Annotated in this window: 20 protein-coding genes; 15 read left to right on the plus strand and 5 right to left on the minus strand. The window is 71.4% G+C overall.

What is annotated here, in order from left to right; translation table 11 throughout:
- Nucleotides 1-157 precede the first annotated feature (157 nt).
- The 6 genes from KBX21_RS22915 to KBX21_RS22940 all read left to right on the plus strand — a co-directional run bounded on the left by KBX21_RS22915 (nt 158) and on the right by KBX21_RS22940 (nt 5,361).
- Entirely contained in the window at nt 158-928 is a 771-nt protein-coding gene (locus KBX21_RS22915) for a hypothetical protein (protein ID WP_247666195.1), read from the plus strand.
- 104 nt (nt 929-1,032) lie between these two features.
- Nucleotides 1,033-1,674, plus strand: coding sequence for a DUF5941 domain-containing protein (locus KBX21_RS22920; protein WP_247666196.1), 642 nt, complete (start codon nt 1,033-1,035; stop codon nt 1,672-1,674).
- A gap of 33 nt (nt 1,675-1,707) precedes the next feature.
- On the plus strand, nt 1,708-2,439 hold the full coding sequence (locus KBX21_RS22925) for a sugar phosphate nucleotidyltransferase (RefSeq protein ID WP_049569964.1): 732 nt from the start codon (nt 1,708-1,710) through the stop codon (nt 2,437-2,439).
- 5 nt (nt 2,440-2,444) lie between these two features.
- Nucleotides 2,445-3,494, plus strand: coding sequence for an iron-containing alcohol dehydrogenase family protein (locus KBX21_RS22930; RefSeq protein ID WP_017542149.1), 1,050 nt, complete (start codon nt 2,445-2,447; stop codon nt 3,492-3,494).
- Entirely contained in the window at nt 3,472-4,242 is a 771-nt protein-coding gene (locus KBX21_RS22935) for a CDP-alcohol phosphatidyltransferase family protein (RefSeq protein ID WP_210843616.1), read from the plus strand. Before KBX21_RS22930 ends, KBX21_RS22935 begins: the two co-directional genes overlap by 23 nt.
- A 288-nt stretch (nt 4,243-4,530) precedes the next feature.
- The gene (locus KBX21_RS22940) at nt 4,531-5,361 is read left to right on the plus strand and encodes a glycosyltransferase (protein WP_199776512.1); all 831 of its coding nucleotides are present in this window, start codon (nt 4,531-4,533) and stop codon (nt 5,359-5,361) included.
- Nucleotides 5,362-5,632: 271 nt separating this feature from the next.
- On the opposite strand, the gene KBX21_RS22945 is transcribed toward KBX21_RS22940, so the two are convergent.
- Nucleotides 5,633-6,130, minus strand: coding sequence for a MarR family winged helix-turn-helix transcriptional regulator (locus KBX21_RS22945; protein ID WP_199776511.1), 498 nt, complete (start codon nt 6,128-6,130; stop codon nt 5,633-5,635).
- A 169-nt stretch (nt 6,131-6,299) separates the two neighbouring features.
- Between KBX21_RS22945 and KBX21_RS22950 the strand changes: the two genes are divergently transcribed.
- The 6 genes from KBX21_RS22950 to KBX21_RS22975 all read left to right on the plus strand — a co-directional run bounded on the left by KBX21_RS22950 (nt 6,300) and on the right by KBX21_RS22975 (nt 12,019).
- The gene (locus KBX21_RS22950) at nt 6,300-7,466 is read left to right on the plus strand and encodes a PP2C family protein-serine/threonine phosphatase (RefSeq protein ID WP_049569949.1); all 1,167 of its coding nucleotides are present in this window, start codon (nt 6,300-6,302) and stop codon (nt 7,464-7,466) included.
- A gap of 96 nt (nt 7,467-7,562) precedes the next feature.
- Nucleotides 7,563-8,441: an STAS domain-containing protein gene (locus KBX21_RS22955; RefSeq protein ID WP_210843618.1), complete on the plus strand. Its 879-nt coding sequence runs from the start codon at nt 7,563-7,565 to the stop codon at nt 8,439-8,441.
- Between the two features lie 20 nt (nt 8,442-8,461).
- Entirely contained in the window at nt 8,462-8,878 is a 417-nt protein-coding gene (locus KBX21_RS22960; RefSeq protein WP_049569941.1) for an STAS domain-containing protein, read from the plus strand.
- Nucleotides 8,875-9,312: an anti-sigma regulatory factor gene (locus KBX21_RS22965; RefSeq protein ID WP_234003869.1), complete on the plus strand. Its 438-nt coding sequence runs from the start codon at nt 8,875-8,877 to the stop codon at nt 9,310-9,312. The genes KBX21_RS22960 and KBX21_RS22965 overlap by 4 nt, the downstream gene beginning before the upstream one ends.
- On the plus strand, nt 9,309-10,355 hold the full coding sequence (locus KBX21_RS22970; protein WP_049569937.1) for a SpoIIE family protein phosphatase: 1,047 nt from the start codon (nt 9,309-9,311) through the stop codon (nt 10,353-10,355). Before KBX21_RS22965 ends, KBX21_RS22970 begins: the two co-directional genes overlap by 4 nt.
- A complete protein-coding gene (locus tag KBX21_RS22975; protein ID WP_210843620.1) occupies nt 10,352-12,019 on the plus strand; it encodes a PP2C family protein-serine/threonine phosphatase in 1,668 nt (555 codons plus the stop codon). The genes KBX21_RS22970 and KBX21_RS22975 overlap by 4 nt, the downstream gene beginning before the upstream one ends.
- A 50-nt stretch (nt 12,020-12,069) precedes the next feature.
- Here the strand turns inward: KBX21_RS22975 and KBX21_RS22980 are convergent, their stop codons facing one another.
- The 4 genes from KBX21_RS22980 to KBX21_RS22995 form a co-directional block, all read right to left on the minus strand.
- Nucleotides 12,070-12,675, minus strand: a complete 606-nt coding sequence (locus tag KBX21_RS22980) for a malonic semialdehyde reductase (protein WP_210843623.1) — start codon at nt 12,673-12,675, stop codon at nt 12,070-12,072.
- Between the two features lie 110 nt (nt 12,676-12,785).
- The gene (locus KBX21_RS22985; protein ID WP_210843625.1) at nt 12,786-13,967 is read right to left on the minus strand and encodes a glycosyltransferase family 4 protein; all 1,182 of its coding nucleotides are present in this window, start codon (nt 13,965-13,967) and stop codon (nt 12,786-12,788) included.
- Between the two features lie 247 nt (nt 13,968-14,214).
- On the minus strand, nt 14,215-15,585 hold the full coding sequence (locus KBX21_RS22990; protein WP_210843634.1) for a nucleotide sugar dehydrogenase: 1,371 nt from the start codon (nt 15,583-15,585) through the stop codon (nt 14,215-14,217).
- A 112-nt stretch (nt 15,586-15,697) separates the two neighbouring features.
- Nucleotides 15,698-17,515 carry a glycosyltransferase family 4 protein gene (locus KBX21_RS22995; RefSeq protein WP_307869256.1) on the minus strand — a complete coding sequence of 606 codons (1,818 nt, stop codon included), beginning with the start codon at nt 17,513-17,515 and terminating at the stop codon, nt 15,698-15,700.
- Nucleotides 17,516-17,691: 176 nt separating this feature from the next.
- Between KBX21_RS22995 and wecB the strand changes: the two genes are divergently transcribed.
- The 3 genes from wecB to KBX21_RS23010 all read left to right on the plus strand — a co-directional run bounded on the left by wecB (nt 17,692) and on the right by KBX21_RS23010 (nt 22,964).
- Nucleotides 17,692-18,801 carry a non-hydrolyzing UDP-N-acetylglucosamine 2-epimerase gene (gene wecB / locus KBX21_RS23000; protein WP_049569914.1) on the plus strand — a complete coding sequence of 370 codons (1,110 nt, stop codon included), beginning with the start codon at nt 17,692-17,694 and terminating at the stop codon, nt 18,799-18,801.
- Nucleotides 18,802-18,910: 109 nt separating this feature from the next.
- On the plus strand, nt 18,911-20,656 hold the full coding sequence (locus tag KBX21_RS23005; protein WP_210843636.1) for a hypothetical protein: 1,746 nt from the start codon (nt 18,911-18,913) through the stop codon (nt 20,654-20,656).
- Between the two features lie 118 nt (nt 20,657-20,774).
- Nucleotides 20,775-22,964 carry a glycosyltransferase gene (locus KBX21_RS23010; RefSeq protein ID WP_049569906.1) on the plus strand — a complete coding sequence of 730 codons (2,190 nt, stop codon included), beginning with the start codon at nt 20,775-20,777 and terminating at the stop codon, nt 22,962-22,964.
- Nucleotides 22,965-23,052: the final 88 nt, after the last annotated feature.

Here is a 23,052-nt window from a genome sequence, read left to right on the forward strand (position 1 = left end):
GACAGTTCCGGAGGTGCGCTCTTTCGTGTCTGGAACTGTCCGTAATTCCCTCAGGGGTTCGCAGGACGGACGACCGCCCTCATACGCGTGTCAGTGGTTGATTGCGCACAGAGCGTGAGTGACGGTGACTCTCAGTTGAAACTGGGAGGGCACGGACATGACTGGCACGTTGGCGCGGGTGACCGCGCGCATATTGGAGCGCAGGCACGTCACCCGATCGGGGGTGACCCGGATCAGCCTCGTGGCGGCGGTCGGCGCGGCGGTCTGGTTCAGCCGGGCGGATCCCGTCGGCGCCGTGGCCGGGTCGGCCCTGCTCGGACTGATCCTGTGCCTTGACGTCGTCCGCGATCGGATGCGCGCCCACCGGCGGGACGCGCTCACCCTCTGGACGGTGTCCATGGTCGCCCAGCTACGCGAGTACGTCGTCTACGTCGGACTGGCGTTCGGGGCGGCCGCCGCCGGATTCTCCAGCGCCTGGGGGTGGGCGGCCGGGGCGCTGATCGCCCTGGCCCTGCGTGACGCGCTTCTGGTGGCCCGCTCGGCCCCTCCGGCGCCCTCGAACCCGAAACCCCTCGCCCTGCCCTCACAGCGTCGCCCTGAGGGCCTCCGGCTCCCCGAGCCCCGCGTGCCCCGGCCCCGGAAACCGTCCGGGGCCGCAGGGGAGGCCGCGACCGAGACCGCCACCAGGGCCCGGCCGGTGGCGGACGGCGCCGAGGCCGTCGGGCCCGCCGGGCCGGTCGCGGATCTCTCCCTGGTCGGCCTGGCCCGCCTGGCGATGGCCTTCGACCAGCCCACCCGCTTCCTCGTCATCGCCGTCGCCACCGTCGCCTTCGACGCGCGGATCGCCTTCCTCAGCCTCGTCGTCGGCTGTGTTGTCGCGATCACCGGTGAGCTGGTCGGCACCTCCTCGCGGGAGTCCCGTCCGTGAGCGCGCCGGAGCCGGCTCCGAGAGTCGACCGGGCCACGGGAAGCCCGCGTGAGGGGCTCGGTCCGACCGTCCCCGACCTCCGCCTCCTCCGTGATGACAGTCACATGGGCCTGCTGCTGGGGAGGCTGGTGCCGGGCCTGGCCCCACCGCTGCTCACCACGGTCACCGGGGCCGTCGTCGTCCTCGTGCTGATCGCGGCGGACGGGGGACGGCCGACAGGCATTACCCTGTTCGCACCGGTCGCTGCCCTGCTACTGTCCGGTCTGGCCTCGGGCCACCCCCACGACGGGCGGTACGACTGGCTCGTACCCCCGCTCCTGCGCGTCACCGAGTACAGCTACCTGACGGTGGTCGGGCTCGCGTCCGGTGTGCCCGGTCTCCTGGTGTTCGTACTCTTGGGGACGGTCGTCTGCCACCACCGCGACGACGTCGCACGTCCCGCGGTCGGTGTGAGCCGACCGGCGTGGGTGCGGTGCGCCGCGCTCGGCTGGGACGGCCGCATGATCGCCATCGCGGTCGGGGGCGCGTTGTCCGCCCTCACCGCCGCCTACGGCATACTCGCCGCATACCTGGCGATACTGCTCGTTCGCGAGGCCGTGCGCACCTGGAGCGCCACACCGGTGTCCGACGTCCGCGTCAACACCGCGAAGGAAGGCGGCGACGGCGCCGACGTCCTGGGGGATCACCCGATCACCCGCCAGGGAGACGGGGGCCAACCGGCCGCCGGAACGAACGGGGAGGCGTGAGAGCCTCCTCGAACTAAGGAGGAACACGCCCTCATGCTCGGAATGGTTCTCGCCGCAGGCGCGGGGCGCCGTCTGCGCCCCTACACCGACACCCTGCCCAAGGCCCTGGTGCCCGTCGACGGCGAGACGACCATCATGGACATCTCGCTGCGCAACCTGGCCGCCGCCGGGCTCACCGACGTCGTCGTCGTGGTCGGTTACCGTGCCGAGGCCGTGGAGGAGCGCAAGGCGGCGCTGGAGGAGCGCCACGGCGTCAAGCTCACCCTCAGCTACAACGACAAGGCCGAGGAGTGGAACAACGCCTACTCCCTGTGGACCGCGCGTGAGTTCTTCTCCGAGGGCGTCCTCCTCGTGAACGGTGACACCGTCCATCCCGTCAGTGTCGAGGAAACGCTACTCGCCGCCAGGGGGCCGGAACTGCTCCTCGCGGTGGACAACGTGAAAAACCTGGCCGACGAGGAGATGAAGGTGACCCTCGACGAGGAGGGTCACCTCAGCACCATCACCAAGCTCATGGACCCCGCGACTGCCGCCGGTGAGTACATCGGCGCCACCCTCATCGAGGGTTCGCTGGCCCCGCGCCTGGCCGACGCCCTGAAGGCCACCTGGGAGCGCGACCCGCAGCTGTACTACGAGGACGGCTACCAGGAGCTGGTCCGTCGCGGCGAGAAGATCTCCGTGGCCCCCATCGGCAAGGTCGACTGGGTCGAGGTCGACAACCACGACGACCTGGCCAAGGCGAGGGAGATCGCGTGCCACTACTAGCCCGAATGCTCCCCTCCCCGCTGGCGATCGACGTTCGCCGGGGAGCCATCGCCTCGCTCGGGACGGTGCTGGCCGACCGCCGCATCGCCACCGAGGGGCGCATCGCCGTCGCGGTGGGCCCGGGCCAGGGCGCGCAGATCGCCGCTGACCTGGACCTGCCGCAGTGCGAGGTCTTCCAGGTCGAGGAAGGCACCGTCGACGCCGCGACCGAACTCGGCAAGAAGCTGCGCTCCGGCGCCTACGAGGCCGTGGCCGGTATCGGTGGCGGCAAGACCATCGACGTCACCAAGTTCGCCGCGACCATGGCGGGCATCCCCATGGTGGCCGTGGCCACCAACCTGGCCCACGACGGCATCGCCTCCCCCGTCAGCTCTCTTGAGCACGAGGGCGGCAAGCCGTCGATCGGCGTCACCATGCCCATCGCGGTCGTCATCGACGTCGACTACGTCCAGGCGGCACCCCCGCACCTGGTCCGGTCCGGCGTCGGCGACGTGGTCAGCAACATCTCGGCCATCGAGGACTGGGAACTGGCCGGGAGGGTGAACGGCGAGCCGGTCGACGGCATGGCGGTCACCTTCGCGCGCGTGGCGGCCGAGGCGGTCCTGCACCGCCCGGACTCCATCGACTCCGACGGGTTCCTCAAGGTGCTGGCCGAGGGGCTGGTGTTGTCCGGCATGGCCATGTCGGTCGCCGGGTCCAGCCGTCCGGCCAGTGGCGCCTGCCACGAGATCCTGCACGCCGTCACCCAGCTCTACCCGGGCACCAGCAACCACGGTGAGCTCGCGGGTCTGGGCGCGCTGTTCGCGTCCTACCTGCGAGTCAGGCACCTGGACTGGCCCCAGGCGCGGCTGGAGGAGATCAGGAACTGCCTCATCCGCCACCAGCTGCCGATCGTGCCCTCCGACGTCGGTCTCGACGAGGCGTCGTTCGCGCGCGCGGTGGCCCACGCCCCGGGTACCCGCCCGGGCCGGTTCACCATCCTTGAACACCTGAACCTCTCCGAGGACGAGATCGGGCGGAGTGTCGCGGACTATGTCGAAGCCGTCGGTCGCTGAGGTCCGCGCGGGCGGCCAGCCCGCGGGGATCAAGGAGCGCGTCAACGAGGAGCACTGGGCGGGTCGTCTCTACATGAGGGACATCTCCCCGTACCTGTCGACGCTCTTCGTGCGCCTGCGCGTGCCGCCGAACCCCATCACGTACCTGATGATGGTGTTCGGTGTGCTCGCCGGGGTGATCGTGGCCTTCGGCGGTCTGTGGTCGGCGATCCTCGCTGCGGTGTTCGTGCAGATCTACCTCCTGCTGGACTGCTCCGACGGTGAGGTGGCCCGGTACACCGGACGCACGAGTGTCGCCGGGATCTACCTGGACCGCATCGGGCACTACGTGTCCGAGGTCGCCCTGCTCGTCGGCCTGGGCATCCGCGCCCAGGGTGAGTTCGAGGCGGGCGGCTGGGTGATCCTGGGCATGGCCGCCGCGCTCGGTGTCGTCCTCATCAAGGCCGAGACCGACAACGTGGTGGTGGCCAGGGCCAAGGCCGGGCTGCCGGAGAAGATCACCGAGGAGGCCATGCGGCCGAAGTCCTCGGGACTGAGCCTGGCCCGCCGCCTCGCCTCGGCGCTGAAGGTGCACCGCCTGATCCAGGCGGTGGAGCTGTCCCTGATCGTGGTGGTGGCTGCCGTGGCCGACCTCCTCCTCGGGGACCTGCTGGCCACCCGCGTGCTGGTCGTGGCCTGTGCCGCCGTCGCGGTGCTGATGAGTTTCGCGCACTTCGTGAGCGTGCTCGCCTCCCGTCGCCTGGAGTAGCGGCGCGCCGACGCGTGACGTCATTGACGGAGCCGCGGACGTTACCCCGTCCGTGGCTCCGTACACGTCGCTTTTATTCTTTCGTTAGTCTGTTCCTGCGAACGTTGACATGTGTCCACCTGTCAGCCGCACGTCGTCCACTGAACGGTCGCAACCATGGCCACACCCGTGATCCCTCCATCGCAAGGCTCCGGCGCGCCGACGGCGCACGACAACCGTGCGCCCAGAGCCGAACGGAGCAGCTCCGAGGTGCCAGGAAAGCCCACACTGTCCTGTGTCCTGCTCACCATGGGCAACCGTCCGGCCGAGCTGCGGCGTGCGATCACGAGCGTGTTCGAGCAGCAGGGTGCTGACGTCGAGGTGGTCGTCGTCGGCAACGGCGCGGACCTGCCCGAGCTGCCCGAGGGCGTCACCACGGTGCGCCTGCCGGAGAACGTGGGCATCCCCGCCGGCCGTAACGAGGGCGTGCGGGCGACCAGCGGAGACGTCATCCTGTTCCTGGACGACGACGGCTGGTACCGGTCCATGGACCTGGCCCGGCACGTGCGCGACCGTTTCGCCGCCGACCTCACGCTGGGTGCGCTGTCGTTCCGGATCGCCGACCCGGACGGCGGACCGGACCAGCGCCGTCACGTGCCCCGGCTGCGCGTGGGGGACTCCCGCAAGTCGAGCGTGGTCACCACCTTCCTCGGCGGGGCCAGCGCCGTGCGCCGCACCGCCTTCGACGAGGGCGGGGGCCTGCCGGGCGAGTTCTTCTACGCCCACGAGGAGACCGACCTCGCCTGGCGGATCATGGACGCCGGGTACACGATCGAGTACGACGCCGAGGCCGTGATGTACCACCCCGCGGTGGCGCCGACCCGGCACGAGAACTTCTACCGGCTCAACGCCCGCAACCGGGTGTGGCTGGCCCGCCGCAACCTGCCGTGGCTCCTGGCCTTCGCCTACCTGGGCACCTGGGTGGGGCTGACCGTCCTGCGCGAGCGCGACGGCGCCGCCCTGAAGTCGTGGTTCGCCGGGTTCCGTGAGGGCTGGCGCGAGGACGCGGGCCGCCGCACGCCGATCAGCTGGCGGACCGCCTGGCGGATGACCCGGGCCGGTCGACCCCCGGTCATCTGACGGACCACCGGCCCGCCGCGCGCGGGCTGCTCCCCGTTCGGGCGGGAGACAGACGAAGACAGGATCGGGGCGTCGGCACCAACGGTGCGCGCCCCGTGGATCGCTCCCCAGGAGCCGGACCGACGCTTTCGGACCGGCTCCTGGGGAGCGCTCGTGCGTGGGGTCCGGGTGCGCCTGACCCCTCGGGAAGCCGACCAGACTGTTGCTTCTTGACAATAGTTGACGATGTGGGCATTGTTCTCGAGTGGGAGGGGTACCGGACGGCGGAGGTTCACGCCGTGCGGAATCCCAGCCGCTCGTGTCCGGCCTCCGCGGTGTCACCGTCGACACGGTTCGCCGCCTCACGGAAGGCAGCGAGGCCCTCCAGCAGCATCGCCCGTTTCCTCGGGGGCATACGGGCGATCACGGCGTGGAGCTCACGCTCCCGCCGGGCGCGGAGGTCCCGCATGAAGGAGCGCCCGCTCTCGGTCAGCCAGACCCTCAGCTCGCGACGGCTGCTGGGGCTGGAGGTCCTGTGTACGAAGCCGACCGCCTCCAGGCGGTCACACAGTCTGCTGACAGACGGAGGGGTGGAGCCCAGACGATCGGTGACGGTCCGCAGGTTCACGCCGTCCTCGTCATCGAGGATGAACAGTACCTTGAGCTGGGACGCCGAGACCGGTGCTGTCGCGAGCTCGCGCCCCCGGCCCCACAACACCTCCATCAGCTCGGTCGCCTCGGAGGCGACCCGGGTGGCGTCATGTGCCTTCTCCTGCGATTCAGCGCTCACTTTCCAGCCTCACCACATCGCGGTTGTGAGTGGGACCCGCGCCTTGGACGGCGGCCGGGTATCTCCAAGACCATAACGGAACGCCCGGTTCCGTGCCCGCCGCCCGTACCCTCCCGGAGATCCGGGGGGTACGTCTACTCCCCCTGACAGAAAACACAGGTTGACGACTTTGAACGGTTACGAGGCAGTCGTACGGGCCCTCCAGCAGGCCAGGCCCGACGGACTGCTGACCGCTTTACGCGGAGCTCTGACCGAGTACTTCGAGGCGCTGGCGGTGGACCTGCTGCTGGCCGACTACGGGATGACGTCCCTGTGCCACGTCACCGAGCCCGGGGAGGAGCCGCGTCTGCACTCCCTGTTCAACAGCCCGGACGGGAGGGTGTTCGGTTCCCAGGAACGACTGGTGGAGGGGTTCCCGGGCGCGGGACGCTCGGTGGCGCGCCTTCCGGTGAGCGTGCGGGGTGACCGGATGGGGGTACTCGTCGTCGAACTGCCCGTCGTCGCACCGGATCAGCGCGTGCTCGGGGACCTGGAGCGGATCGCGCGGGCCCTGGGCCACGAACTGCTCGTCGCCGAACGGGACACGGACCTCTACCGGACGGTCCGGCGCCGCGACCGGCTCACCCTGGCCGCCGAGATCCAGTGGGACCTCCTGGCCGGCCGAGCCTACGAGTGCCCGGAGTACGGTCTGGGAGCCCAACTGGAGCCTGCCTACGCCATCCACGGCGACAACTTCGACTGGTCCGCCGGGGGCGACCGCCTCGTCCTCAGCGTCACCAACGGCATGGGCGAGGGCATCGAGGCCTCGCTGCTCACCAGCCTGGCGGTGAACGCGCTGCGCAACGCCCGCAGGGCGGGCGTCCCGCTCGCCGACCAGGTCGCCCTCGCCGACCAGGCGGTCTACGCCCAGCACCAGGGAGGGCTCTACCTCGACGTCCTGTTGCTCTCCTTCGACCAGACCACCGGTGAGGTCGAGGTGGTGGACGCCGGTTCGCCCCGTCTGTACCTCCTGAGGGACGACGCGGTGGCGCACTTCCCCTTCGAGGCGCAGATGCCGCTGGGGATGGCGGAGGACACCGTCTACACGACGCAGCGCTTCACCGTCCAACCGGGGGACCGGCTGGTGTTCGTCAGCGACGGGGTGTTCGAGGCCTCGGGCCCCGGCGCCGACACCTTCGGGCAGCGCGCGCTCGAGCGCTCGATCCTCGCGACCCGCCTGCTGCCCGCCGCCTCGGTCCCCCAGGAGATCCTGCGCAATCTGAGCGGCTACCGTCATGGGGAGCGGAGCGAGGACGACGCGCTGGTCGTGTGCCTTGACTGGAGGGGCAAGGTGTGAGCCCCACACAGGGGGAACCACAGTAGGGAACCGACCCCGGGCCGGACATTCTGGTAGACAGTTGTCGGGCGACAAGCTAGCAACGATGGGAACCACATGACCGAAGGCCCCACTGCCGGGAACGCGCCACGGACCGTGGCTCGGATCCTGAGGGAGAGAAACGAGCAGATCGCCCAGCGCTGGGCGGACCTGCCACTCTTCCAGGCGGTCTTCACCGTCACCCGGGACGAGGCGGTGGAGGCCTGCCACGCCGTACTGGAGTCCCTGGCCCAGGTGGCGGAGAGCGGGCGCGTGAGCGACATCGAGGCCCCCGGGTTCGGAACGATCCGGCAACAGTTGGCCTCGATGAGCGCCTCCCGTACCCGATCGGGTCTGTCCATCGGGCAGATCGACCGCGAGGTCGGGGCCCTCGGCACCGCGCCGGTGGAGATACTGGAGCGCGAGTCCGGTGACGCGGCCGACGGCGACGTGCTCCGGGCCCGGTTGCTGTGGACCGAACTCCTGTCCACCCTGCGGGTCGTCGTCATCGAGACGACGCTCCACGAGAACCGGGAGATCGTGGACCGCCAGCGCCAGCAGCTGATGGAGATGGCCACGCCGGTCATCAAGCTCTGGGACCGGCTGGTGGCCGTGCCGCTGATCGGCATGCTCGACAGCGCACGCAGTCAGGTGGTGATGGAGAACCTCCTGGAGGCCATCGTCGAGCACAACGCGACGATGGCGATCCTCGACATCACCGGGGTGCCCACGGTCGACTCCCTCGTCGCCCAGCACCTGATGAAGACGGTCGCCTCCGCGCGCCTCATGGGCGCCGACTGCGTCATCTCCGGCATCCGGCCCGCGATCGCGCAGACCATGGTCCAGCTCGGACTCGACCTCGGCCCGGTCACCACCCGAGCCACCCTCGCCGACGCGCTCGAACTAGCGTTGGAGAGGCAGAACGCGAAGGCCCAGGGGCTCACCCCCCGCGACTGACTCACCGATCGGACCCGCCTGTGCAGCCTGGAGCATCCCCCGTCCCCGTCCTGGACCTGGGTGGCATCCTGCTCGTCAGTATCCAGGGAGAACTCCCCGACCACGCGGCCGTCGACCTACGGACGGACGTGACCCTCGCCGTGTCCTCCACGGGGGCCCGCGGCGTGATCATCGACATCAGCGGACTCGACATGGTCGACTCCTTCCTCGCCAGGGTCCTGGCGGAGCTGGCCGCCAGCGCCCGGCTCCTGGCGGCCCAGGCGGTGCTGGTGGGCATGAGGCCGAGCGTCGCCATCACCCTGGTCGAACTCGGTCTCACACTGCCGGGGCTCGACACCGCCCGGACGCTCTCCGAGGCGGCGTCGCGCTTCGGAGTGGAGATCCGGGAGACCGGGACGCGGCTCGCCGCCAGGGACACCGACTGGGACCAGTCGTGAGCGCGGACGAGCGCACCGACCTGAGCCTGCCGGTCCGCAACGACGCCGACCTCATGACGGTGCGCCAGCGCGTTCGTGGCTTGGCCCAGGACCTCGGGTTCGGGCTGGTCCAGCAGACCAAGCTGGTGACCGCCGCCAGCGAGCTGGCCCGCAACACCCTCGTCCACGGAGGTGGCGGGTACGTCACCGTGGAGGCCGTCACCGACGGCGGCGGCGGGGACGGGGTCACCCTGGTCTTCACTGACCAGGGCCCCGGCATCGCCGACGTCGACCGTGCCCTGGACGACGGCTATTCCACGGCCGGTGGGCTCGGTATGGGGCTGAGCGGTTCCAAACGCCTCGTCGACGACTTCTCCGTACGGACCGCTCCCGGGGAGGGCACCGCCGTCACCATCACCCTGTGGTCGGGACCCCAACCCCACGGACTCCGATGACCAGGGTCTGGGACGTGTCGGTCAGCGACTCCACACTGGTCCGCCGGGCCCGGGAAGCGGCCGAGGATGCCGCCGAGGCCGCGGGGCTGGACCGGGTCCGTGCCGGTGACGCGGCCCTGGTGGCGACGGAACTGGCCACCAACGCGGTCAAGTACGCGGGTGGTGGCAGGATCGTCGCCGAGGTCGCCCGTGACCCGTGGGGCAACGCCCGGGCCCTCCAGATCCTCGCCCTGGACCACGGGCCCGGTATGCGCGATGTCGACCGGGCCATGACCGACGGCTTCACCACGGGGAGCTCCCTCGGCACCGGACTGGGGGCCTGTGTCCGGGCCTGCGACTACTTCGCCGTGGACAGCGTGCTCGGTCAGGGGACCCTCGCCCTGGCCAGGCTGGCCCCGGCCGGGTCCCGCGGACCCTTCGCCGAGCCCGCCGTCACTGGGGGCCTGCACCTGCCGTTGGGAGGTGCGCCCGAGTCGGGTGACGGGCTCGCCTTCCGCAGCGCCTCGGGGCACCGGACCGTCATGCTGGCGGACGGCCTCGGGCACGGTCCGGAAGCGGCCGCGGCCAGTGACGCCGCCGCCCGCATGGTGCGGAGCAGGGCGGGTGGAAGGCCCGAGGACCTGCTGCGGCTCCTGCACACGGAGCTGCGGTCCACTCGCGGGGCGGCACTGGCGGTGGCCGACATCGACGAGTCGGCGCACCGACTGAACTTCTGCGGCGTGGGCAACATCGGCGCCCGGCTGTACAGCGGCGGTCAATGGGAGACACTCCTCTCCCGGCCCGGCATCGTCGGCGCCTTCGGGCTACGTACCCCGGTACCGGTCCGCAGGGAGTGGCACCCGGGCGACGTCCTGGTGCTGTGCACCGACGGGCTGCCCAGCCGGTGGTCCCCGGACGGGATCGAACGCCTGGCGGACAGGGACGCCGCGCTGATCGCGGGGCGGGTGTTCCGGGACTCGGGCAGTGCCGCCCGCCCCATGCGGGACGACACGGCGGTCGCCGTCGTCCTGCACACAGGACGCTTCGACTGGGAGAGGGAATGAGGCACCTCCTGCTGAACGAGCGCGTCCACTCGCCCGTGGACGTGGCGCTGGTGCGTGCCCGCGTCGGACACGTCCTCCGCGTGGGTGAGCGCACCACCGACGAGGACGCGGAGTTCCTCTCCGCCACCACTGAGCGCGCCCTGAACGGGGTTGAGGCCGGTGGCGCGGTGCTGCGGCTGGAGGCGTCGGACGACCTGCGCGAGTTGCGGGCGAACGTGCTCGAGGACGGCGGTGACCCGGACGGGGCCTGGTCCCGTTCCCTGGTCCTGGACGGTCCCCTCCCGGACGCGGCTCTGGAGGCGCCCGCCTCGGAGGTCGAACTGCTGGCCGCCCAACAGCTGGCCGACGACCGGCAGCGGAGGAGGCTGGCCGGGCTGGCCACGGAGCGGGCCCGGGAACTCGCCTCCCACCAACGGGAGCTGGAGGAGACCAACCTGGGCGTGCTGGCCCTGCACGCCGAACTCGCGCAGGCCAGTGACGAGCAGCGGAGACTGCTGGGCGCGGAGCGGGCCGCCCGGGACGAGGCCGAGACCGCGCGCAACCGGCTGACCTTCCTGTCCGCCGCGAGCGCCCAGCTCATGGCCACCCTCCAGCGTTCGGAGATCCGCGGACGCCTGGAGAAGCTGCTCATCCCGTCGTACGCGTCCGCGGTCGACCTGTGGGTGGTCGAGGACGGCGCACTGGTCCCGATGGATGACTCCGAGGGGCGGGAGCCCCCGGACACGGCCGTCCGAGCGGTGGCGGAACGACGCCCGGTGCACGGCGAGGCCTCGCGCGGGGGCGTGGTGGGCACGGCCTTCCCCCTCCTCCTGGCCCCCCGTTCGCTGGGCGCGATGGTCCTCCACCGCGAGGCCGGGGCCGCCGACGACGACGTCATGCTGGGGGAGCTGGCGCGGCGGGTCGCCACGGCCATGGACAACGCCCAGCGCTTCGAACACGAGCGCGACACCGCGGCGGCCCTCCAACGGGCCATGCTGACCCGTCTGCCCCAGGTCCCGGGCCTGGAGCTGGCCGCGCGCTACCTGCCGGCCGAGGACGGCATGAACGTGGGAGGCGACTGGTACGACGTCTTCCCACTGGAGAACGGCGAGTACATCGGCGTGGTCGGAGACGTCACCGGGCACGGCATCCACGCGGCGGTCACCATGGGCCAGCTGAGGACCGCCCTGCGCGCCTACTCCGTGGACGAGCGCAGCCCGGCGGCGCTCCTGGGACTCCTGCACCGGTTGCTCGACCGGCTGGAACCGGACCTGTTCGCCACGGCCGTCATCGTCCGCTTCCGCCCGGGCGACCCCGAGGTGACCCTGGCGTCGGCGGGGCACCCGCCTCCGCTGCTGCGCACGGGACCGGGGGAGGCGGCCGCGCTCGAGCCTGTCTCCGGCGGGATGCTGGGCCTTCCGATCGACCTCACCTACACGGACAACCGCGTGGAGATCCCGCCGGGCGGTGCCCTGCTGCTGTACACCGACGGTCTGGTCGAGCGCCGGGGCGAGCCCATCGACGCCGGGATCGAGCGGCTGACCGCGAGTTTCAGCGACGCCGCCCGGCGGTCCCAAGGGTCCGAGGAGTCCGCGGACCTGCTGCTGGCCTCGGCGCTTCGCGGGCACGCCTACGACGACGACGTCTGCATGCTGGTGCTCGGGCCGGTGCCGCACCCGGCATGACGAAGGGGCGGGGCGCCGTGTGGGCACCCCGCCCCTCGCTCGCGGTGGGATCAGATCTCGGTGACGGCCGCTTCGTAGTCCAGGCGGGGGAGACGGTCGAACCAGGCGTCGGGGCCGGGGCGGCCGATGTTCATCACGACCACCGGGGTCTGGGTGGAGTCCGTGCCGAAGAGCTCCTCGCGCAGGCCCTCGGCGTCGAAACCGGTCATGGGTCCGGCGGCCAGACCGGCGGCGCGCACACCGACGATCAGGTAGGCGACCTGGAGGAAGGCGTTCCGCAGGGCCATGTCCTCGCGGGCCTCGACTGGCATGCCGGAGAAGTTCTCGCGGGCGTCCGGCAGGACGGGGAAGGTCGTGGGGAAGTGCTCGTGGAAGGAGCTGTCCGCCGAAAGCACCAGGGCCAGCGGGGCCTTGGCGGTCTTGGGCGCGTTGTTCCCGCCCATGTGCCTGACGAGGCGCTCGCGGGCCTCGGGGGAGCGGACCGCCGTCACACGGAGCGGCTGGTTGTTCATCGCCGTGGGGCCGAACTTGACCAGGTCGTAGATGGCGCGCAGTTGCTCGTCGGTCACCGGTTCGTCGGTGAAGGAGTTGGCGGTGCGGGCGCTGCGGAACAACAGGTCCTGCGCCTCCTTGGACAGGACGAGGGCGTCACTCATAGGGAAACCTCAGCTGTGCTTTTGCGGTTCATGGCGTGCCGCTGGGGGCCGACAACCGAGCACAACATGGTTTCCCGGGAAGTTATTTCAACAGAGAACTGTCGGTGAGATCACTCTCTCACTCGTGCCGGGCGACGACCGACGGGGCGGCGACTGCCGGGCCGGGGCGTGCGCGGACGCGGTATGGACGGCCTCGGGCCGTTCGCCTCGGCGACCCACTCCTCCAGCTGTTTCACGAACAGGCGCGCCTGCACCGGCCAGTGGAACGAGGTCCGCGCGATCCGGTGCCCCGTGCGGGCGTACTCCTCGCGCTGCGCCTGGTCGTCCCTGAGTTCGAGCACGGCGCGGACGGCGGCGGCCGGGTCCTGGAACGGCACGATGACGCCCGCCGCGCCCTCCGGCCGTTCGGTCACCAGGGCCTGGGCCATCGGGTTCGGCGAGGTGACCACCGGGAGTCCGTGGGCCATGTACTCCACGACCTTGGTGGGCAGGGAGTGCCGGTAGTTGTCGGTGTCGTGCAGCAGGCTGATCCCGGCCAGGGCTCCCGCCGCCATGCGCAGGGCCCGGTCGTTGGGCACGAAGCCGTACCAGTGCAGGGCGTTCTCCTGGTGGGCGTCGCGCAGCAGCGGCCGGATCTCGTGGTCGGCGCCGCCGATGACCTCCAGGCGCACCCCGTGGTCGCGCAGCTGGCGGCCCATCTCGATCAGGTCGTGGGCGCCCCGGGCCCTGGAGAGCTGGCCCAGGTACACGACACGGTCGTCGCCGGGCGGGCGGAGCGGGGTGTCGGGAACCTCGGTGGTGTTGGGGACCACGGGGTGCGCGCCCTGGAAGCGGGGTCGGTACCCCTCCTCGGCCAGCAGCAGGCGCATTCTCCGCTCCGCGCGCCGCTCGAACCTGCGCACCACGGAGCCGAGCGGCTTGCGGAGCCGTTCGGGGATCCAGGCCTTGGTGAGCAGCGCGGCGGGCGTGTCCTCGTGGACGTCCCACACCGTCACGGGGCGTCTGGTCGGAAGGGCCAGCAGCAGTTCGGGGTCGTGGAAGAGGAGGAGGTCGGCCTCAGGGGCCAGCCGTGCCAGCACGGTCCGGGCGGCCCTCAGCGAGGACAGCCGGTCCCGGCCCGAGGCGCGGGGGACGTCCACGGAACGCACCTGGTCCCAGGGCGTCACCCCGCACTCCCGGAACGGCGCCACGTACGTCACGGTGTGTCCTGCGTCGACGAGGGCGCGGATCTGTCGGTGCAGGATCCGGGCGTCCTCGGGGTGGTGCACAATCGTGGCCACAAGCGCGTGCATCGGGTTCACCTACTTATGTCACCGTTTGTACGACTCGTCCGTATTCGATGATCCGCCCCGAGGGTGCGGAATCAGCTGAACGACACGGTATTCACCAGCGGAAACACGCCGAGGAAAGCTGAGTGGACGCGTGGGGTGATTCCGGTGAACCCTTCGTTGGGTCACCGTGAACGCACGAAGGCACGCCGTCGAACGCGCGGTGGCGTTCGAAGCGGCGTGCCTCGGTGGTACCGGATCCAGCGGCTGGTCAGAGGATCTGGACACCCTCGCGCTGCACGTGGCGGCGCGCCTGCGAGGGAACGTCGGCCACGGCGTCGGCCTCCGGGTCCGAGCGGCGCAGGACACCGCGGGTGTCCAGCAGCAGCCGGGCGAACTCGGTGAGCAGCTTGGGCCGGTAGTCGGCGTGGTCGGTGAGCAGGATGGTCAGGTCGGCCTCGGCCATCGCCCGCTCCAGGTCGGTGGAGCGCGGCACGTCCGTCCCGTCCACGTCCCAGGAGTCCACGTGCGGGTCGTGGTAGGTCAGCGTGGCGCCCTTCGCGGCCAGCTTGCGGGCCACCGGGCGCGCGGGCGACTCACGCTGGTCGGCGATGTCGGCCTTGTAGGTGACGCCCAGCAGCAGGACCTTGGATCTGGAGAGCGCCAGCCCGGACTCGTTGAGCAGCTCCTGTGCGCGCTGCGCCACGTAGCCGGGCATCCGGCCGTTGATCTCCTGGGCCAGCTCGACGAACCGGAACGGGTAGCCGAGCGTCTTGACCTTGTAGGAGAGGTAGTTCGGGTCGATGGGGATGCAGTGACCGCCCACGCCCGGGCCCGGGTAGAACGCCTGGAAGCCGAACGGCTTGGTGGCGGCCGCCGCGATCGAGTCCCACAGGTCGATGCCGAGCTCCTGGCAGAAGACGGCCATCTCGTTCACCAGCGCGATGTTCACGTGCCGGTAGGTGTTCTCCAGCAGCTTGGCCATCTCGGCCTCCCGGGTGCCGCGCGCCCGCACCACGGTGTTCACGAAGTTCTCGTAGAACGTGGCGGCTGCCTCGCCGCACTCCTCCGTGAGACCGCCGACCACCTTCGGGGTGTTGGCCACGCCGAAGGTCGGGTTGCCCGGGTCGATGCGCTCGGGCGAGAAGGCCAGGTGGAAGTCGGCACCGGCGACCAGGCCGGACTCCTCCAGCAGCGGCCGGACGACCTCCTCGGTGGTGCCCGGGTAGGTGGTCGACTCCAGGATCACCAGGGTGCCCGGTGACAGGTGCCCGGCGATGGCCCTGGCGGCCGAGGTGACCGCGCCCAGGTCCGGGCCGCCCTCCGGGGAGAGCGGCGTGGGCACGCAGATGACGATGGTGCGCGCCGTCGCGAGGCACGCCGGGTCGGTGGTCGCGCTGAACCCGTGGGACAGCATCGAGGCGACGTCGTCCGTCGACAGGTCGTCGATGTGCGACTCGGACTTGTTGAGACCTTCGACCACTCGCGTGCTGACGTCGAATCCGGTCACCCTCAGTCCCGCTGAGACGGCTTCCGCCGCCAGCGGTAGACCGACGTAACCGAGGCCGAGGACGACGAGGTCGCTGGCCGAACCGGAGCTCTGCTCGGGGACAGTGGCTGGATTGGAGGCTGCGGCATCCACTTCGCGGTCACACTCGCATTCATTTCGTGAACGGGCGCAAATAGTCGAGGACTGCCATGGGTCCACCATTCGGAGTGCAGGACGTCCGAGTGTAGGTAGACGTTGTCCTCGGTTACGGGTTCTGGCCTGGTTCGGACATTTTTCGAATAAGAACCCGATACGCCTGGCTGTAGCGGTATGCGGCCTCGGTCCACGTTCGGTTGGCTCCGACACGCTCCTGACCAGCTTGACCGTAGGACGTCCGCTTTTGATGACTGTAGGCGAGATTTGTGAGGACATCAGCTAGACGTGCCGATTCGCCCGCCGGAATTAACTCGCCGGACACCCCCGGTTCCACGATCTCTCGCAGCGCCGGAAGGTCACTCGCGACAACAGGAAGCCCACCAGCCATGGCTTCCACCGGCTTCAACGGCGTCACCATGCGGCACACGCGTTCATCAAGTCGTGGCACGGCGAAGACGTCCAGCGCGGCGTGGTGGTGGCGGACCCGGTCGGCCGGGACCCGCCCGGGGAAGTGCGCCGCACCGGTCAGTCCCAGCCGCTGGGCGCGGTCACGCAGCGTGGCCAGTTCCGGGCCGTCACCGACCACCAGGGCGTGGGCGGGCTCCCCCCGTTCCCGCATGGCCGCCACAGCGTCAAGGAGCACGTCCAGGCCCTCGTAGCCGAAGCAGCTCGTGGTGGTGCCCACCACGAACTCCTCCGGTCCGATACCCAGCCCCTTGCGGACCTCGTCCCCCGAGGGCAGCGGATCGAGGAAGGACTCGTCCACCGCGTTGGGAACCACCAACAGCCGTTCCCGGGGCACGCCGCGCGCCTCGATGTCGGCGCGCATGGTCTCCCCGAGCGTCACCACCAGGTCGGCGGCGAGCATGCACTCGGTCTCGCTGGCGCGTTCGGCCTGGTAGAAGGCATCGTCCACGCTGCGGGAGGGATCCCGGGACAGCCAGGACTCCTCCAGGAACCCCCGCACCTCGTAGACCACCGGCAGCCCGAACCGGCGACCCAGTTCCAGGGCCAGCCGCGCGTTGTGGTGGTTGCTGGCCGCGTGCAGCACGTCCGGACGCACCACCTCCACCAGCTCCGACGCCATCCGCAGGCCCGCCGCCAGCTCGTCGGCGTGGCCACCGGGCGCCGTCCACGGCAGCAACCGGTGGTAGGGGATCCCGTCCACCCGCACCAGCGTGCGCGGGTCCGGCACCCCCTTGGTCAGCGGATACCCGGCACGGGTCGCCACGTGGACGTCCATCCCGGCCTCCCGCTGCGCGACCGCGATCCGGTGCGTGCGCTGCGTGTAGCCCGCGTTGGTGTGCGGGAGGGCGTTGGTCACCAGGTGCAGCACCCGCACCCCCGCTCCGGGCCGCCCCGGGTCCGCGGCCACGCGCCAACCCTCGTCGTCATCCGAGCCCGTGGCCGGTCGCTGAGCGTTCACCGTGTCGTCAGGCCGCGTTGGCGCACCGCGGGTTAACGTGAACCCGTGACGGTCAGGCGAAACGGACGGGGACGCGGGGACGGCACGTCCCGTGGCCAGTGCCGTCCGGTACTCCGCCGAGGTCCTGTGCGGCCCCGGGGGAATACGTTCGACCAGCTCACGGGCGGTGTCGGCGTCTCCGGCGGCAAGAGCCGCCGAGACCAGGCGCCCCACCCTGCGGGGCGGGGAGTTCGTCGCGGCGGACAGCAGCACCTCGCGTGCTTCCTCGCGCCGCCCCTGGTCCCACAGGGAGTAGGCGCGCGGCAGCGCGCCCGAACGGGCGGACACGGCACGCGCCGAGGTCCGCACGGGGCCGGGCATCAGCCGCAGCGCCAGCAGCGGCAGGCGGGCCGGGTCGGAACGCAGGTGGTGCCAGGCCAGGGTCGCGGTGAAGGTCACCGCCCTCGGCCAGAGGACGCGCGAACGCGGAACACGGGGTTCGGGATTCTGGGAGTCATGCACGGTCAGTCACACAACCACGTGGACGTGGCCGGATGGTGACAACACGGCGACACGGACGGGACGGCTGGGGCAAAGAACTCCGTCACCCGAACCGCGCGCGCCGCGAACCGCCCGGCCGGGACCCCGGCCCACACCAGCACAGCAGTCACCCCCACCAGAAGCAGAAGGAAACAGCCGTGGCAACGAGTGCGCCTCTTGGCAGCCAGGACACCGGGATCGTGCACGTGGTCGGGGCCCGCCCCAACTTCGTGAAGGCCGCTCCGGTCGTCTCCGCCCTGCGCGGGCGGGGCGCGCACCAGACGGTCCTGCACACCGGTCAGCACTACGACGACCGCATGTCCGCCGTCTTCTTCCGGGACCTCGGCCTGCCCACCCCGGACGTCGACCTCGGTGTCGGCTCCGGTTCGCACGCCGCTCAGACCGCCGCGCTCATGGTCGGACTGGAACGCGAGTTCACCGCGAACACCCCCGGGATGGTCGTGGTCTACGGCGACGTGAACTCCACCGTGGCCGCCGCCCTGGTCGCCGCCAAGCTCGGCGTCCCCGTCGCGCACGTCGAGGCGGGCCTGCGCTCCTTCGACAACACCATGCCCGAGGAGATCAACCGGCGGGTCACCGACCAGCTCAGCGACCTCCTCTTCGCGACCAGCCCCGAGGCGATCGGCCACCTGGCCACCGAGGGGATCTCCCCGGACCGCGTCCACCTCGTCGGCAACCCGATGATCGACACGCTCCTGGGCAACATCGACCGATTCGACGCCGACGCCCTACGCGCCCGCCTCGACCTGCCCGAGCGGTACGTGGCCGCCACCCTGCACCGGCCCGCCAACGTCGACGACCCCGCCAACGTCGCCCTCCTCACCGAGCGCCTTCACGAGATCGCCGACCTCACCGACGTGGTCATGCCGGTGCACCCGCGCGGCAAGGCCGCCTTCGACCGCGCCGGGCTGGGCGACCACCCGCGCGTGCGCCTGCTCGAACCGCTCGGCTACCTCGACTTCGTCGCGCTCACCCGGGGCGCCGCCGCCGTGGTCACCGACTCCGGCGGGGTCCAGGAGGAGACGACGATCCTCGGCGTGCCCTGCCTGACCCTGCGCCCCAACACCGAACGCCCGATCACCATCACCCACGGCACCAACCAGCTGGTCACCGAGGCCGATCTCCTCCAGGCACTGGGCAAGGTCCTGGACGGCCGGGCCGTGGAGCGGATCGGTGACGTGCCGCCGCTGTGGGACGGTCACGCGGGCGAGCGCATCGCCTCCGTCCTCACCCAGTGGTCACGGTGACCGGCCGTGTTCCCCATCCGCGCGGGCGCCCCCCGGCACCCGGACCGCACCACGGACACCCCGGTGTCCCGACCCGAGGTTTCCCGAACCGAGCACAAGGTGGCAGACCGTGAAACGGCGTGAACAGAGCCAGACCGAACAGCTTCGGCAAGCCCTGGTCGAGCGCGAGGCCCAGCTCCAGGAGGCGCAGGCCCGCCTGGCCTCGCTCGAGGGATCGACCTCCCTCCAGGTGGGCCGCGCGCTCACCGCCGCCGCCAAACGCCCCGGCCGCTCCCTGGTCAGGCTCCCGCGCGACCTCTACCGGCTGTGGCGGCGCAGCGGCAGCACCAACCACGCCGAGCGCCGAGGTGTCGAGCCCGTCCGCTCCTTCGACGCCGACCGGCAGGAGGCCCGCCTCCTCACCGGGCTGAGCGGAGGCCGCGAGGACCTGTTGGTGGTCGCCACCGTCCTCGGCCCGGCCGTCCAGAAGGCGGTCGACCCCTACCTGCGCTCGGTGCCGCTGCGCCCGCACGACGCCCAGATCGTCATGGACGCCGTCGACGTCGACCTGCTCCTGGTGTCCTCCTCGGCGGCCGCTCCCGGCTCTCCCTGGGCCCACGTGGGCGACCCAGCGGCCGTCGACCGCACCCGCGCCCTGCACTGGGTGCTGGAGTCGGCGGCGGCCCGCGGCATCCCCACGGTCCTGCTCGACGACGCCCCGTCCCCGCCCGCCCTGCGCCAGCTCGGCTTCGACCGCGTGCACAAGGGCGACGCCGGTGTGCCGCTGCACCTGTTCAACCCCGTGGCCGCCGAACTCGTCTCCGGCCCGGAGGCGGTCTTCGTCCGCACCTCCCCGGAGCAACCGGTCCCCGACGTCCTGGTGGACCTCGGCGTGGGCGTGGTGGACGCCGACTCGCCCGAACTGCCCGACGCCCTGCGCGCGGCCAACGTCGCGGTGATTCCCGAGTCCGGCCACGGCGACCTGCGTCTGCGCCGCCGCGCGTGGGCCTGTGGCACCCGGGTGGTCTCCCACCCGGCCGTGCCCGTTCCCGACGCGGAGGACCTCGCGGTCACCGTGCCCCGACTGCGCGCGGAGCCGCCCACACCCCGTGAGGTGCGGGCCATGCTGCGCCAGGTGTTCCTCGACGAGGCGGCGCCCGTCCGGCTGGTCACCCTCCTGGAGGGCCTCGACTTCCCGTCGGGCACCCCCGGCACCGAACTCCCGCTGAGCGGCCGAGGGGTCGCGGTTCTGGCCGACCCGGCCTCCGAACCCGAGGCCGACCGCCTCGCCGACGACCTCCTCGGCTCCCGCCTGCGCCCAGCCGAGGTGGTCGTCCCCGACACCGCCGCGCGGATGCCGGGCGTCCAGCGCCTGCGTGCTGAGGGCCTGACGGTGCGCGCGGTCCGCACCACCGCCCCCGACACTCCCGAGGAACTCACCCGGGAGGGCACCCGGTCCCAGGTCGGCGGGTTCGAACCGGAGCACTGGGCGGCCCTGGCCGAACGCGCCGCCTCACCGTGGGCGCACCTGTGGACCGCCCCGGTCGGCCGTCACCGCCTGGCCGACCTCGCCTGCGCCGCCGAGTGCTCGGGCGCCGACGCCGTCGGCACCCCCGACACCGGCGACCAGAGGACCCCGGGCCTGGGGGAACGGGGCTTCTTCGACCGTGACACCGGGGGCAGACAGTACGTGTTCGTCACCTCGGTCACCCCGGAACTGGCCCGGACCGACCTGCTGCGCCGGGGCTGGCTCCCGGCGGAGTGGAACCGGCGCGGCACCCGGCTCCTGGCCCTCGGGCCGGACCACGGGTCCGGCACCGACGGCGACAACGAGGGACCGACCCACGCCGACGCCTCGACGGGTGCGGTCGGTTGACCACCGCCACGCCCGAGGCGCCCCCGACGGGCGCGCGCGGCGCGGTAGTACGCAAAACTCGGGCCACCCATCAGCATCCGAAGGGAAGAACGTGAGCACAGCTCCTCCGCGCGCACTCTTGTACGGGGACGTGGACCTGAACATCATCGACGGCTCGGCGATCTGGGCGCAGTCGATGGCGCAGGCCCTGGCGGCGGCGGGTTGCGAGGTCACCCTGCTGCTCAAGGCCCAGGTCCGCACCGACCGGCTCACCGCGCCGCTCACCGCGAACCCCGGGGTCCACCTGGTCCGTCCCTACGAGGACAGACTGCTGTCCGACCTCGGCCCGCGCGGTCTCACGCCCGAGCAGGCCGTGGAGATCATGGGCGGTCTGCACTCGCGCAGGCCCTTCGACCTGGTCGTCGTCCGGGGCCGCCGACTCGCCGGGCTGGCGGCCCAGGAGGAGAGCCTGGCCGGGAGGCTGTGGACCTACCTCACGGACTTCCCGCACAGCGTCGGCGAACTGACCGCGACCGCCACCGCCGAGCTCACCGACATCGCGCTGGCCTCCCGGTTCGTGCTCTGCCAGACGGAGGAGCTGCGGGCCTTCCTGGAGTCCACGGTCCCCGCCGCCTGCGGCCGGTCCGTTCTGTTCCCGCCGGTCGCGGTGGTGCCCGAGGGGATCGCGGCCGAGGGCCAGACGCACGCGCGCACCCGCCTGGCCTACACCGGCAAGTTCGCGCCCCGCTGGAACACCCTGGAGATGACCGGCCTGCCCGAGGAGCTGGCCCGGCTCGGGGTGGACTCCGAACTGGTGATGATCGGCGACAAGATCCACGCCGAGCCCGCCGACTGGGCCAAGCGGATGCGCAGGGCTCTGGAGAGCACCCCGCATGTGGACTGGCGCGGCGGCATGGCCAGGGCCGACGCGCTCCGCCAGTCCGCCGAGTGCGACTTCGGACTGTCCTGGCGCGACCCCGAGATGGACGCCAGCCTGGAGCTGTCCACCAAGGTGCTGGAACTCGGCGCGCTCGGCCTGCCGGTGGTCCTCAACCGCACGCCCATGCACGAGGCCCTGCTCGGCGCCGACTACCCGCTGTTCGCCGGTGAGGACACCGCCTCGGTGGCCGCGGTGGTCGCCCGCGCCTACCACGACCGCTCCGTGTACACCGAGGCCGCCGAACGCTGCCGCAGGGCCGCCGCGAACCACACCCTGGAACGCGCCGCCGAGCGCCTGCGCGGATACCTGGCCGAGGCCATTCCCGCGGCCCCCGAGGGCACCGACCCCGAGCGCCCGCTCAAGGTGGTTATCGCCGGGCACGACCTCAAGTTCTTCACCCGCCTGGCCGAGTACCTGGACTCCCTGCCCGGCCTGGACGTGCGCATCGACGAGTGGGAGGGGCTGAGCACCCACGACCAGTACCGGTCCCGGGAGCTCGCCTCCTGGGCCGATGTGGTCATCTGCGAGTGGTGCGGGCCCAACGCGCTCTTCTACGCCAAGTGGAAGCGCCCGGACCAGCGGCTGATCGTGCGCCTGCACCGCTTCGAGCTGTACGCGGAGTGGCCGCGCCGCCTGGACATCGCCAAGGTCGACGCGGTCGTCTGCGTGAGCCCGCACTACGCCGACCTCACCCGCGAGCTCACCGGCTGGCCCGCCGAGAAGGTCGTGGTGCTGCCCAACTGGGTGGACGACCGTCAGCTGGACCGCCCGAAGCTCGCCGGGGCCGAGTTCTCGCTCGGCATGATCGGGATCGCGCCGTCCCGCAAGCGCCTGGATCGGGGGCTGGACGTGCTCTCCGAGCTGCGCCGGATGGACCCGCGCTACACGCTGTCGGTGAAGACCAAGCAGCCGTGGGAGTACTGGTGGATCTGGAACCGGCCGGAGGAGCGCTCCTACTTCGAGCGGGTGTACCGGCGCATCCAGCGTGACGAGAACCTGGCATCCGGGGTGGTCTTCGACGGCTTCGGGCCGGACGTGGCCACCTGGCTGCGCCGGGTGGGGTTCGTCATCTCCACCAGCGACGACGAGTCGTTCCACCTGGCCCCCGCCGAGTGCGCGGCCTCCGGTGGGGTCCCCGCCCTGCTCGCGTGGCCGGGTTCGGACACCATCTACGACCCGCACTGGATCCACGACGACGCGGTGGCCATGGCCGAGGCCATCCACACGACGGTCTCCGAGGGCCGGTTCGTCGACGAGAGCGAGCGGGCCCGCGCGGAGGTGACCTCCGTCTACGGCCTTGGGCGGGTCCGGGGGATGTGGAGCGATCTGGTGGTCCGGGGCCAGACCCCCGCCGCTCAGGGGTCCACCGCCCACGCCAGCGCCAACTAGCCGTGTTTGTTTTGCATCTCCGCTTCGCTTCGATGCGTGTTCGGCGCCTTTGCGGAGCTGTTCTTCATCCTCGTCTACGCCTGGCTCG

This window comes from Nocardiopsis sp. B62 (assembly GCF_018070675.1).
GTDB lineage: Bacteria > Actinomycetota > Actinomycetes > Streptosporangiales > Streptosporangiaceae > Nocardiopsis > Nocardiopsis prasina.